This is a genomic window from Streptomyces mesophilus, from assembly GCF_011044995.1.
GTDB lineage: Bacteria > Actinomycetota > Actinomycetes > Streptomycetales > Streptomycetaceae > Streptomyces > Streptomyces mesophilus.
The window spans coordinates 1-12070 of the sequence record NZ_JAAKZW010000040.1; the positions used below are offsets into that span (position 1 = coordinate 1).

General features: G+C 72.6%; 12 protein-coding genes. 2 read left to right on the forward strand and 10 right to left on the reverse strand.

Annotated elements, in window-relative coordinates:
- Positions 1–67 precede the first annotated feature (67 nt).
- A complete protein-coding gene (locus G6045_RS13055) occupies positions 68–1210 on the reverse strand; it encodes a glycosyltransferase family 4 protein (RefSeq protein WP_165332082.1) in 1143 nt (380 codons plus the stop codon).
- 166 nt (positions 1211–1376) lie between these two features.
- Here G6045_RS13055 and G6045_RS13060 point away from each other — a divergent pair, with 166 nt between their 5' ends.
- Positions 1377–2651, forward strand: coding sequence for a glycosyltransferase 87 family protein (locus tag G6045_RS13060; RefSeq protein ID WP_165332083.1), 1275 nt, complete (start codon positions 1377–1379; stop codon positions 2649–2651).
- Here G6045_RS13060 and G6045_RS13065 read toward each other — a convergent pair.
- A complete protein-coding gene (locus tag G6045_RS13065; protein ID WP_165332084.1) occupies positions 2615–3997 on the reverse strand; it encodes an MATE family efflux transporter in 1383 nt (460 codons plus the stop codon). The two genes, G6045_RS13060 and G6045_RS13065, sit on opposite strands and share 37 nt — an antisense overlap.
- A gap of 107 nt (positions 3998–4104) precedes the next feature.
- Here G6045_RS13065 and G6045_RS13070 point away from each other — a divergent pair, with 107 nt between their 5' ends.
- Positions 4105–4629: a PadR family transcriptional regulator gene (locus G6045_RS13070; protein ID WP_165332085.1), complete on the forward strand. Its 525-nt coding sequence runs from the start codon at positions 4105–4107 to the stop codon at positions 4627–4629.
- 10 nt (positions 4630–4639) lie between these two features.
- Here G6045_RS13070 and G6045_RS13075 read toward each other — a convergent pair whose 3' ends face one another.
- The 8 genes from G6045_RS13075 to G6045_RS13110 form a co-directional block, all read right to left on the reverse strand.
- Positions 4640–5020, reverse strand: coding sequence for a cupin domain-containing protein (locus G6045_RS13075; protein ID WP_165332086.1), 381 nt, complete (start codon positions 5018–5020; stop codon positions 4640–4642).
- A 46-nt stretch (positions 5021–5066) separates the two neighbouring features.
- Positions 5067–5465, reverse strand: a complete 399-nt coding sequence (locus tag G6045_RS13080; RefSeq protein ID WP_165332087.1) for a cupin domain-containing protein — start codon at positions 5463–5465, stop codon at positions 5067–5069.
- A gap of 81 nt (positions 5466–5546) precedes the next feature.
- Positions 5547–6203 carry a helix-turn-helix transcriptional regulator gene (locus G6045_RS13085; RefSeq protein ID WP_165332088.1) on the reverse strand — a complete coding sequence of 219 codons (657 nt, stop codon included), beginning with the start codon at positions 6201–6203 and terminating at the stop codon, positions 5547–5549.
- A gap of 153 nt (positions 6204–6356) precedes the next feature.
- On the reverse strand, positions 6357–7547 hold the full coding sequence (locus tag G6045_RS13090) for a hypothetical protein (RefSeq protein ID WP_328707755.1): 1191 nt from the start codon (positions 7545–7547) through the stop codon (positions 6357–6359).
- Between the two features lie 73 nt (positions 7548–7620).
- On the reverse strand, positions 7621–8658 hold the full coding sequence (locus G6045_RS13095) for a C40 family peptidase (RefSeq protein ID WP_328707756.1): 1038 nt from the start codon (positions 8656–8658) through the stop codon (positions 7621–7623).
- A gap of 432 nt (positions 8659–9090) precedes the next feature.
- Positions 9091–10119, reverse strand: a complete 1029-nt coding sequence (locus tag G6045_RS13100) for a C40 family peptidase (RefSeq protein ID WP_165332089.1) — start codon at positions 10117–10119, stop codon at positions 9091–9093.
- Between the two features lie 301 nt (positions 10120–10420).
- Positions 10421–11767 (reverse strand): NYN domain-containing protein, encoded by a 1347-nt coding sequence (locus tag G6045_RS13105; RefSeq protein WP_165332090.1) that lies wholly within the window; start codon positions 11765–11767, stop codon positions 10421–10423.
- A 33-nt stretch (positions 11768–11800) separates the two neighbouring features.
- The gene (locus G6045_RS13110; RefSeq protein ID WP_093609527.1) at positions 11801–12040 is read right to left on the reverse strand and encodes a hypothetical protein; all 240 of its coding nucleotides are present in this window, start codon (positions 12038–12040) and stop codon (positions 11801–11803) included.
- Positions 12041–12070: the final 30 nt, after the last annotated feature.

The following is a 12070-nucleotide window of genomic DNA, read 5'->3' on the forward strand; positions in this document are numbered from 1 at the left end:
CCCCCGGTTTCGGGAAGGGGCGGGGCGGGGAGAAAAGCCCGCCGCAGGCGCCCCACCCGCACCCGACCTACAGCAGCTCCCGCAGCCTCTCCGCCAGCAGATCCCAGCGCCACTTCTCCTCGACCCACGCACGCCCCCGCGCCCCCATCCGGGCCCGCAGCTCGGGGTCGAGCAGAAGGGCCGTAACGCGCTCCGCGGAGTCCTCGGCGGAGCCGCCCCGCACCACCCAGCCGGTCTCCCCGTCGAGCACCGCGTCCGGCGCACCGCCCGAGTCACCGGCCACGACGGGCAGTCCGGTGGCGGAGGCCTCCAGGTAGACGATGCCGAGACCCTCGACGTCGAGGCCCCCGCGCCGGGTGCGGCACGGCATCGCGAAGACGTCGCCCGCCCCGTAGTGCGCGGGCAGTTCACTCCACGGCACGGCCCCCGTGAAGTGCACGGATTCGGCGACCCCGGTCTCGGCGGCCAGCTTGCGCAGATCCTTCTCGTACGGGCCGCCGCCCACGATCAGGAGCACCGCGTCCGGCACCTTCGCCAGGATCAGCGGCATGGCCTCGATCAGCGTGTCCTGCCCCTTGCGCGGTACGAGCCGCGAGACGCAGACGACCACCGGCCGCTCGCTGAGCCCGAGCCGGGCCCGCACCTCGGCGCCGCCCGAGCCGGGGTGGAAGGTCTTCTCGTCGACGCCGGGCGGCAGTTGCACCATCCGCGCGGCGGCCTCGGGGGTGAGCGCCGCGGCGATCCGCGAGCGCGTGTACTCGCCGAGATACGTGATCGTGTCCGTCGACTCCCCGATCCTGCGCAGGAGTTGACGGGACCCGGGCAGCTGGGCCCAGCCCGCCTCGTGCCCGTGCGTGGTGGCGACAAGACGGGTCGCCCCCGCCTTGCGCAGCGCCGAGCCCATCAGGCCGAGCGGGGCGGCCGCGCCGAACCACACCGACGTACAACCGTGCTCCTGGAGCAGGGATACGGCACGCCGGGTGACGCGCGGGGTCGGCAGAAGCATCGTGGTGCGGTCCCGTACGACCTTGAAGGGCTGTTCCGCGTCGAAGGCGGCGGTCGCCTCGGCACCCTCGTGGCCGCGCTTCCAGGTGGAGGCGTAGACGACGAGCTGCTCGGGGTCCAGACGCAGCGCCATGTTGTGCAGGAAGGCCTGGATGCCGCCGGGGCGGGGCGGGAAGTCGTTCGTGACGATCAGGGTCTTGTGCATCGACGCCGACAGTAGCCGAAGGCGCCCGCACGCCGCCGCGCACACCGGGCCGCGGTCCGCTCGCCGCCGTGCCGCTGCCCGCCCGGCCGTCGCGCCTCACCCCATGGCCCGTCCCCCGGCGGCATCATGGCGGACCACACTCAGTACATTTACGGGCAAGGCACACATGACGTCCGCAAAGCGACTCACGCCTCTGCGCACCCTCGCGCAACTCCCCCTGACAGTCCGGCTGCTGGCCGTCTGGCTGCCCACGCGCGCCCTGCTCCTGCTCTGGGTCTTCAAGGTCTTCACGGCCCCGGGACCGGACGTCACCGGGGACGTCGAGGTCATCTATCAGAGCTGGTACGAGATCCTGCGCACCGGAACGTTCCCGCTGGACGACGTCACCTGGCAGTACCCGCCGGCCGCCGCGCTCCCCGTCCTGGCCCCCGCGCTGCTGCCGTTCCTCGCGTACACCTCGGCGTTCTTCGTCCTGGCCTTCGTCACGGACGCGGCGGTGCTCGGACTGCTGCGGTACGCGGCGGGCCGGCCCGGCAAGTCGGCCGCCGGCGCCTGGGTGTGGGTCGCCGGGGTGCCGCTGCTCGGACCGACCTCGTACGCGCGCTACGACCTGTTCGTCACCGCCGCCGCCGTCACCGCGCTGCTCGCGGGCGCCCGGCACGCCCGCACCCAGGGCGCCCTGGTCGCGCTCGGCGCCCTGCTCAAGGTCTGGCCCGCACTGCTCCTGATCGGCACCCCTCGCGCCCGTGCCACCCGCCGCGCCTGGACCACCGCGGTCGCCACGGCGCTCGCCCTGACGCTGGCGTTCACCGTGACGATGCCGGGCGCGCTCGCCTTCCTGGGCTTCCAGCGCGACCGCGGCACGGAGGTCGAATCGCTCGGCGCCCTGCCCTTCCACGTGGCCCGGCACTTCGGCTGGCCGGGCCGTATGCAGCTCAACTACGGCTCGGTGGAGTTCCTCGGCCCGTACGTCCCCCTCGTCACGACCGCGGCCCAGGCGCTCACGGCTGCGGCCTTCGCCTGGCTGCTCCTTTGGCGGCTGCGCGCCCGCACCTGGGCGCCGTCGACGCCCGCGGACGCGGCCTTCACGGCGGTGCTCCTGTTCACGGCCACGAGCCGCGTGATCAGCCCGCAGTATCTGCTGTGGCTGGTCGGCCTGGCCGCGGTCTGCCTGATCTTCCGTACGAGCCGCATGCGCGGTCCCGCGCTGCTCACCCTTGCGGCGACGGGGGTCTCGTTCCTGGAGTTCCCCATCTGGTTCTCGCACGTGGCGGCCAGCGACCCCTGGGGCATCGCCCTCCTGACCGTACGCAACGGCCTGCTCGTGGCGGCCACCCTGCTCGCCGCCCGACGGCTGTGGCGGCAGACGGTCGCCGAACCGCGTGAGCGCGACACACGGCCCACTCAGGCGGCGCGCGAGAAGACCGGCGCCGGCATCTGACGCACCCGCCGGACCAGCAGCCCGAGCGCCGCGCACTGCACGGCCGCGGCGAGTCCCATGGCGAGGGCCACACCGGCGAGCCCGAGCCCGGACAAGGCGTAGGCGAGCGGCAGTTGGACCAAGGCCCCGAGCGCGGTGATCCGCAGCAGCCGGGCGCTGTGCCCGCTGCCCTCGAGGACGCCGCCGAGCGCGATGAAGCAGGCGAGCAGGATCAGATACGGGCCGAGGCAGCGCAGGAACACCGCACCCTGTCCGGCCACTTCGGGCCCGGCCCCGAACGCGGCGAGCACCGCCGGGGCGCCGGCGAACAGCAGCCCGGCCGCGAGCGTGCCCAGCGTCCCGGCCACCAGCAGCGTCTGCCGCCCCACGGCCATGTGCCCCTGGTGAACCTGCTGCCCCTCCTGCCCCTCCTGCCCCTGCTGCCCCTGCTCCCCTTCGCCGAGCAGATGGGCGGTGTGGATCGACGCCGCCTGCCGTACGGCATAGAACGCCATGGTCGCCACGTACATCGCCTTCGTGGCGATCCCGTATGCCGCGACGGAGGCCACGCCGAGACGCCCGACGACCCCGACCAGGGCGAGCGTCGCCGCCATCCGCAGCAGGAAGTCCGCGCCCATCGGCAGCCCGGTCCGCAGGGTGCGCAGGGCCGCACGGGCCACCGCCACCCTGGGGCCCGCAGTCCGGTGCCGGCGCAGCACGAGCAGCCCGCAGCCCAGGGCGACCGCGCGGCCGAGTGCCATGGCGAGGGCGGCGCCCTGAAGGCCGTACGCCTCGATGAGCAGCGGATCGAGGACCAGGATCAGACCGTTGGCGAGCAGCGCAAGGCGCATCGGGGTGCGGGTGTCGCCGCCGCCCTTGAGGACCGCGTCCAGCTGGAACTGCGCGAAGAGCAGCGCCGAGCCGGGCAGCGAGATCGCGAAGTACGCCGCGGCGAGGGCGACTTCAGGGCCTTGGGAGCCGCCCAGGACCAGCGCGGCGATCGGCTCGCGCAGCAGGAACCCGCCGACCGCGACGGCCGGTGCGATGACCGCGCACACCGCCCAGCCGCCCGCCACCGCACCACGTCGCGCGGCTGTGTCGTCCGCCCCGCGGGCATGCGCCACGAGCACCGTCGTACCGGAGCCGCCGATCAGCGCGAGGCCGAGCAGCAGATTCTCGACGTTGGTCGCGACGGCCACGGCGGCGACGGCAGGACCGCCGAGCCGCGCGACCCAGATCATCGTGACGATGCCTGCGGCGACCGAGGCAAGCAGTTCGAAGTAGACGGGATACGCGAGTGCCACAAGCCGTCGCCTGTGCACCGGTCCGTCCGCGGTGTGCCCGGTCCCCGACTCGGTGTGCCCCATCCCAGCCCCCTCGATTCGCTATACCTCGATTCGAGGTACCTCGACGAGAGATACCATGACGCCTGAGCGAACGGCAAGCACGAGCATGAACGCGAGCGGGAGACAGAGTGCTGGAACTGACGATCCTGGGCTTCCTCGGCGAACGGCCGCTGCACGGCTACGAGTTGAAGGCCCGTATCCAGGACCTGAGCGGCCACGTCCGCCCGGTCAGCGACGGCGCGCTCTACCCCGCCCTCACCCGCCTGGTGAAGGCCGGCAAGCTCGACCAGCGCACGGTGCCCGGCACGGGCGCCGTCCCGCGCCGCATCCTCTCCCTCACCTCCGAGGGCCGTGCGGCGCTCCACGAACAGTTGCGTTCACCGAAGGACGCGGACATCACGGACGGCCAGCGCTTCTTCACGCTGCTCGCCTTCCTCGGCCAGCTGCCGGACCGCGCCGATCAGGCGGCGGTGCTGCGGCGGCGCCAGGAGTTCCTGTCCGCGCCGGCGAGTTTCTTCTACGAGGGCGGGGCGCCGGTCAAGGCGGAGGCCGAGCCCGACCTGTTCCGCCGCGGCATGCTGCGGATCGCCAGGGCCACGGGCACCGCGGAGAAGAAGTGGCTGACGGAGGCGATCGCGGAGCTGGAGTCCTGACGCCCCGGGCTCACCCCTTGTGACAGCCGCAGCCCTCGGCCGCGGCGTGCGGAAGCGCCTCGGTGAACTCGCTCTGCGAGAAGACCGCGAGCACGGTGGCGTCCTGCTCCCCGTTGTTGACCAGGGTGATCTCCTTGCCCGCGGGAAGCATCGCGAACGTGCCCGGCTCCACCGTCCTGGCACCGCACGTGCAGGACGCCTCGACGACGCCCGCTATGCCGGTGAGCAGCAGTTCGGACGCGCCGTGGGAGTGCGCGGGGATGGTGCCGCCCGCGGGCACCTGGATCCGCACGGCGGCGAGTTCACGGAACGGGCCGCCCTTCGGGTCGAGGCGCAGGGCGGTGCTCCGGGCGTTCCGGTCGAGCGCGGTGTCGATGGTCATGCCGAACATGGGGATCTCCTTGCGTAGGTTCTATGGATTCGGTACGAGGACCGGCTCAGGCGACGGCCTGCAGATGACGCCCGGGCTCGGACAGCGGGTCGCGACGGGAACGCGGCAGCCCGTCGACGCGGTCACCGCGGCTCAGTACGGCGAGCAGCGTGGCGGGCCGGCCCGTGTGGTTGGCGAGGGTGAACAGCTCCCCGCGCGGGACCATCACGCAGGCGCCCGGCCGCAAGGCGACCTCACCGCGCCCGGGGTCCCCGACGCGCACCTCGCCCTCGACCCCGGTGAGCAGCACCTCCGACTCCTCGTAGGCGTGCGCCTCCAGGCCCGTGCCGGCGAGCAACTGGATCCGCGCGGCGGCGAGTTCCGTGAAGGGCGCGCCCTGCGGGTCGATCCGGGTGACGGGCATGTCACCGCGTACGTACTGGGTGTCGATGCGGATGGGGAACACGGGGTCCTCCTGGGAAACGGGAAACGGGGGCCGCGAGGCGGCGGAAGCAGAGGGAAGCGATACGGGGACATGGCGGGTGTTTCAGCGGGCGACGAGGTCGGCCCGGCACAGATCCGGCGCGAGGAAGGGATGCAACTCGGCCCGGGCGCCGTCCCCTTCGAGCAGGCCGTCGAGCAGCCCCTGATGCAGGGCGCAGACGACCTCGGGCGTCTTGCGGGCCAGCTCGCGGTACGGGCACCCGTGCAGCAGGATCCGGTCCGTGCCGGCAGGCGCCGGCACCGTTTCCGGATCGAAGCCGAGGCGCGCCGCGTGCGCGTACACGCGCTCGGCCGCCGGGGCGGGACCGGCGGCCCGGGCGAGGCGGCCGCCCCAGGCCCGGCCCGCGTCACGCGCCGAGGGCGCGTCGGCCGCGAGGGCGTCGACGAGGGCGCCGGCCAGATCACGGTAGGCACGGTCCTCGTCGCCGCCCCCGGGGACGGCGGGCACGGCCGCGTACAGCAGCTTCGGCCGGCCGCGTCCCGTACCCGCGGACCTCTCGGCCCGTACGAGTCCGGCCTCGGCCAGTGCGGCCAAGTGATGCCGCACCGTGGCCGCCGACAGACCGGTGGCGGCGGTGAGCTCATCCATCGCGAGCAGGCCGTCCGCCTCCCGCAGCAGGGACATCAGACGCCGTCGCGAAGGAACGGCGAGGGCGCGATGCACGCTCTCGGCCGCGTCACCATCGGTCATTTCGGTCATGACACGAATATAAACGATGGGCATCACCTAAAGGAGAGAGGCAAAAGTCCTCACCATTGGTCCCGACTCACCCCACCGCTCCCGACTCGCCCCGCTGGTCCCAACCCACCCACTGGTCCCGGCTCAACCGCCCCCTGACCGGCGCCCGTCGGCCTAGGCCAGCTCCTGCCGCACGTACTCCCGCCACTCCCGCGTGAACGTCTCCAGGTCCGTGCGGAGCACCTCGTGCAGCGCGTCCTCCACCGCCCCGTCCCGCCGCTCGTGCCCGCCGACCGCCTTGTAGAAGGCGAGCAGCTTCTGCTGGCCCCAGCGCTCGGCGATCATCTTGCAGGCCAGCCAGCCGCCCTCGTACGCCTGGGCGAGCCGGGACGCATGGCCCGCGAAGGCGAACTCGTCGTCCGTGGGGAGCGCGACGGGCTGCTCGGAGCGGTCGAGGGCCCGGTCCAGTTCCGGGGCAGCCTGCTGCGCCGTACGGCCGGAGCCGAGGTAGCCGAGCCAGTCCGCGAAACCCTCCGAGAGCCACAGCGGGGTCGCCGGGGTGGTGTCGGTGCGGGTCGCCACGTGGGTGGTCTCATGCGTGAGCACGACCTGCTGGCCGAAGTCGCCGAGCACGTCGAACGCTTCGGGGTTGAGGATGATCCGGTCCGCGGGCGCCGCGTCGGAGCCGCCCGCCTCGCCGGTGGTGACGGCGGCGATCCCCTGGTAGCCGGAGGAGGGTGCGCCGAGCAGCTTGCCCATGGCGTCGAGCGACTGCGGTACGAGGACCACGACCCGGCCCGACCAGCCCTTGCCCCACACGTCCTGGACCGCGGGGACGGCCCGGTCGGCGAGATCCGCGTAGGCGCGCAGCTTCTCGGTGCTGCGGCCGACGCCGAGGACGAGGCTGTGCTGCCCCTGCACGGCCCTGACCTCGCCCTGTTCCCAGAGCTGCTCCGCGCCCTTGCCCTGCGGCCGGTCGGAGGCCACGCGCCACGCGCCGTCGTCGCTGCGCAGCCGCAGGGTGCGGTCCGCGGTGACCGGAGCGGCGTCGTAGCCGGTGATCCGGTACTGGAGCCGCACCGTCGCGGTGGCCTCGTCGCCGGCCGGGTCCAGGCGGGTCAGCTCGTACTTCCAGGTGCTGAGCGGCACTTGGGCCAGATCGTCCAGCTCGTCGGCGTCCCCGTCGGCCTCGGTCGCCCGGAAGCCGGCGGTATCACCGGCGAGCACGGCCTCGGCTCTGCGCTCCAGCAACTCCTTGACCGCACGGCTGTCGGCAGGCTCACCGGGCGCCCCGGCACACCCGGACAGCGCGGCCCCCACGACGAGCCCCACGACCCCGGCTCTCACACGCCCTCGACCAGCCACGTTCCCGATCGTACGGGGGGCCGGGCCCCGTGGGGCGCCGCTGCGAGGCGCCCCACGCCCGGGAAGCGAGCCGTCAGACCCGCGTCACCGAGGAGATCGGCATCATGCCGACGGGGTCGTAGCGCACCGGCGCACCGGGGTACGGCGCGTGCACGACCTGCCCGTTCCCCATGTACATCCCGATGTGGCTGGCGTCATCGCGATACGTCACCAGATCACCCGGCTGAGCCTCCGCGAGCGACACCTGGCGCCCCGCGTACCGCTGCGCCTGCGACGTCCGCGGCAGCCCCACGCCCGCCTGCGAGTACGCCCACTGCGTCAGACCCGAGCAGTCGAACCCGTACGGCCCGCTCGCGCCCCACACGTAAGGACGGCCGACCGCCTGGCGTACCGCCGCGATCGCGGACGCGGCGCGCGCGGAGGCCGGGGCGCCGCCCACCGCGGGCATCTCGGCCCGGCCCGAGCGCGACGCCCGGTCGTACGCGGCCCGTTCGGCGCCCGGCAGGGAGTTGAGGAGCCGGCGCGCCTCGGCGAGCTTCTTCTCCACGATCCGCTTCTGCCGGGCCACCGCCTTGCGGGACTTCTCCAGCTCGACCAGCTTGCGCTGCGCCTCGTCCCGCTCCTGCGCCAGCTTGCGCTGGGCCTCCTGGAGGTCGGCGAGACCCTCGGCATGCCGGGCGCTGATCCGGTCGAGCGTGGCGGCCTTGTCCAGATACGTGTCCGGATTCTCGGACAGCATCAGGGCGAGGGTCGGGTCGACCCCGCCGGAGCGGTACTGGGCGCCGGCGAGTGAACCGAGCGCGCCCCGCATGGTGTTGATGCGCTCCTGGCCGCGCGCGACCCGGTCCTTGGACCGGTCGATCTGCTCGCGCAGCTCCCCGGCCTGCTCATCCGCCTTGTTGTACGCCTCCGTGGCCCGCTCGGCCTCCGCGTAGAGGCGGTCGACCTTGGCCCGGGTGCCGCCCGCGGGCTCCCCCGGGTCGGCGCCCGCCGGCGCGGCGGCGAGGGTCGCGGCGGCGGTGGCCATGGCCGCGGACAGGACGGTGACGCGCGCGCTCCGGTCGAACCTGCCGAAGCGGTCGGGCGAAGCGGAACGGCGATGGGACGCCACGGGGTACGGCTCTCCTTCCTGCTGCCGCTGCCGCCCGCCCTCATGCAAGGCGGGCTGCCGGATATCAGCGGCAGTACGGACGTCCGGCCCCTGACGAACCAGCTGGGCCTCCGGTCTGCCGTCCGCGGCGCGAACGGCTTCCGGCGGGTTCCCGCTTCAACGACCCCTGCCGAAACCGCAGTTCCGGCGCCTCGGAGCCTCCACAGGCCTTACATCCCGCCCGTCCGGCGGTAGGCCCGCCCCGCGAAAGCGCGGGGCGAACGTCGCGGAAGCTATCACCGACTCCGGGCCCCGCGGCGCCGCGCGCAACACGACGCCCCGCCATCGACGCAGGTCGTTGGCGGGGCGTGGGGTCAGCAGACTATGCGGGAATTCGCCCGTTCGGAGGGCGGGTCACCGCGGTTCGGCGTCCTCGCAGGAGGGCACGAGGCGTCAGATACGGACGCCGAACATGTACGGCATGTTGTTGATCGACTCGTAGCGCACGACCGCACCCGGCTTCGGGGCGTGCAGCACCTGGCCGTTGCCCGCGTAGAAGCCGACGTGGTGCATGTCGCCGTAGAAGATGACCAGGTCGCCGACGCGCAGGTCGCTCTGCGAGGAGATGCGGGTACCGGCGTTGGCCTGGGACTGCGAGGTCCGGGGTATGGAGACGCCGGCCTGCCCGTACGCCCAGGAGGTCAGGCCCGAGCAGTCGAACGAGCCGGGGCCCGCGGCGCCGTAGACGTACGGCGAACCGATCTTGCTCTGCGCGGCCTGGAAGGCGGCCATCGCGAAGTTCGATCCCTTGGCCGCGTTGCCGAGGTCGACCCGGGAACCGGCGTCGCGGCTGGCGCGCGCGTCCTCGGCGGCGAGCGCGGCGCGCTCCTTCGCGGTCAGGGTGTTGAGGAGCTTCTGCGCCTCGCCGAGCTTGCCCTGGACTTCCTTCTTCTTCTTGCCGAGCTCCTCGCGGGTGTCCTCGAGGTCGTTCAGCTTCTGCGTGGCTTCCTTGCGCTGCTGCGCGAGGGTCCGCTGCTTGTCCTGGATCTTCTCCAGCGCGTCGGCCTGCTTGGCCGTCATCTGGTCGAGCGTGGAGGCCTTGTCCAGGTACGTGTCCGGGTCGGACGAGAGGAAGAGCTGGACGGTCGGGTCGATGCCGCCGCTGCGGTACTGGGCGCTGGCCATCGAACCGAGGCTGTCGCGCAGGCCGTTGAGCTCGTCCTGGCCGCGGGCGACCTTGTCCTGGAGCTCGTCGATGTCGTCCTGGAGCTTGCCCTGCTGCTCCTTGGCACCGTTGTACTTCTCGGTGGCCTTCTCGGCCTCCTCGTACAACCGGTCGACCTTCGCCTTGACTTCCTTCTTCGTGGGCTTCTCGTCGGCCTGCGCGGCCTGGGAGGTGAGCGCCACGGCGGCGGCTGCGGTCGCGGTGAGCACGGTCACGCGGGTCCGGCTGGGCTGCTTGGGTCGACGGTGGGACGCCACGAAGGCGAGCTCCTTCTTCTCAAGCCGCCTACCGAACGAACCGGCGGGCGGTGAACCTGCCGTCACCCCTTATGGGTGATCAACCGTGCGAAGGTTCGAGCGTGACCCTAGTGACCTTCCTGTGATCAGTTCAAATCCCGATGACAAAAAAATACTCACGGAGCGTTTTCTTTACCGAGAACCCACGTGCAGTGATGACGGGTTGACGCTACGTCGTGTGAAGGTCTCGCTAATTCGGGCATACGTCACAGGAGTTGACGAGAGCCCCGATAGTCGACCGATACCGGCCCAAGCGCACTACTCAGCGCGACAGACGCTTCAGGAGCATCACTGAGGGCACCGGACGCGCCCCGGCCTTGGCCACCCCGTCCGCGACCTCGCGGTCCGTGGAGACCACCGTCACGGGCCGCCCAGGGGGCTCCGCGCGCACCAGCTGGCGGATCAGCTCGTCGGCCGTCACCCCGGGCTTGGAGAACAGCACCCGCACCCCGCGCGGCGGTGCGAGCAGGACGGGCGCGGCCAGTTCGGCCCCGTCGAAGACACAGGTGACCTCGGCGCCGGTCTGCGCGGCGAGCGCGGACAGGCCGCCCAGCAGCCGTAGCCGCTGCTTCTCGAGCGGCATGGTCGGGTAGCCGGTCTTCGTCACGTTGTAGCCGTCGACCACCAGATGCGCCTGCGGCAGCGCGAGCAGCTGGTCGAGGATCGCCGGGTCGGCCTCGGACAGGGCGCGTGCGGCGATGTCCTTGGGCGACATCCGGCCCGGCTCGACCGCGTCCACGGTCTCTGCGGGGCGTACGTCGACGGGCGGCAGCGCGAGTTCACGGCGCAGCCCCTGGGCCGACTCGAGGAGGGTGTCGAGCAGCAGCCGCACCCGCATGTCCTCGATGGACCGACCCTCGCGTACCGCCTTGCGGCTGGACTCCAGGGCCGACTCGGCCTCCGCGAGGCGGGACTTGAGCCGCCGGGCCTCGCTCTCGGCCGCGGACTGCGCGGCCTGCGTCTCGGTGCGCTGCGTCTCGAACTCGGCATGCGCCTTGCGCAGTGCCGCCTCGCCGCGCTTGACGTCGCTCAGCGCGCTGCGCAGCTTGCGATGAAGCGATTCGGCTTCCTTCTTGGCCGACTCCAGCTCGCAGCGCAGCCGTTCGGTCTCGGACCTGGTGTGCTCCTGGGCGGCGGCCAGCTCCGTGCGCAGCCGCTCCAGTTCGGCCCTGGCCTCCTCGTCGGCCCGCTCGGACTCGGCGCGCTGCGCCTCCTCGCCGGCGGCCGTGACCAGCTTGACCCAGCCGACGGGGCGCAGCACATAGGCCGCGGCCGCCACGTCGAGCGGGTCCGCGGCCGGCGGCGGCGACCCCGCGTCGAGGGCGCCGGCGAGTTCGGGCTGCGTCTCTCTGAACCGTTCGCCGATGCGCTGACGGAACAGCGGGTCGGACTCCAGCGCGGAGGCCATCGCGTTGCCCGCGAATTTCAGCCGCCGCGACGGGGTGAACCGTGCGTACTGCCGCAGCTGCGCGGGCAGTTCGGTCATCGTCAGGGAGCCGAAGCCCTCCGAGGCCAGCGCGATGACCCGGCGCCGTACACCTTCGGGCAGCGGGCGGTCGAGCACCTCAGCGGCGCCGTCGCCCGGCTCCCCGCCCTGGTTCTCCACCATCCGTCACCCCACTGTCCGAGGGTGCGGCACTCCTCAGGAGCCCGCGCCCGGCCTGTCCACCAGTTCGACCTGGTCCTGTGCGTTGCACCAACGGCACCGCACCGACTCGATGGTCTCACTGACCACCTCGCGCTCCTCCACCTTCGGCTCACCGGCCAGGTCGAGATGGACGTATTCCACGACCTTGGAGGATCGCGTCACGTCGAAACGCGTGAGGTTGCCGCAGAGCGTGCAGCGCCAGCGGGTCTCGGCGGTCGGCAGGGGAACCGTCATGGTGGCGGGGCGCCTTTCAGGTGGCTTTCG

Bases quoted from the DNA above. Each gene is read 5' to 3' on its own strand.
- G6045_RS13055 (WP_165332082.1), bottom strand. From the start codon at position 1,210: ATGCACAAGACCCTGATCGTCACGAACGACTTCCCGCCCCGCCCCGGC.
- G6045_RS13060 (WP_165332083.1), top strand. From the start codon at position 1,377: ATGACGTCCGCAAAGCGACTCACGCCTCTGCGCACCCTCGCGCAACTC.
- G6045_RS13065 (WP_165332084.1), bottom strand. From the start codon at position 3,997: ATGGGGCACACCGAGTCGGGGACCGGGCACACCGCGGACGGACCGGTG.
- G6045_RS13075 (WP_165332086.1), bottom strand. From the start codon at position 5,020: ATGTTCGGCATGACCATCGACACCGCGCTCGACCGGAACGCCCGGAGC.
- G6045_RS13085 (WP_165332088.1), bottom strand. From the start codon at position 6,203: ATGACCGAAATGACCGATGGTGACGCGGCCGAGAGCGTGCATCGCGCC.
- G6045_RS13105 (WP_165332090.1), bottom strand. From the start codon at position 11,767: ATGGTGGAGAACCAGGGCGGGGAGCCGGGCGACGGCGCCGCTGAGGTG.
- G6045_RS13110 (WP_093609527.1), bottom strand. From the start codon at position 12,040: ATGACGGTTCCCCTGCCGACCGCCGAGACCCGCTGGCGCTGCACGCTC.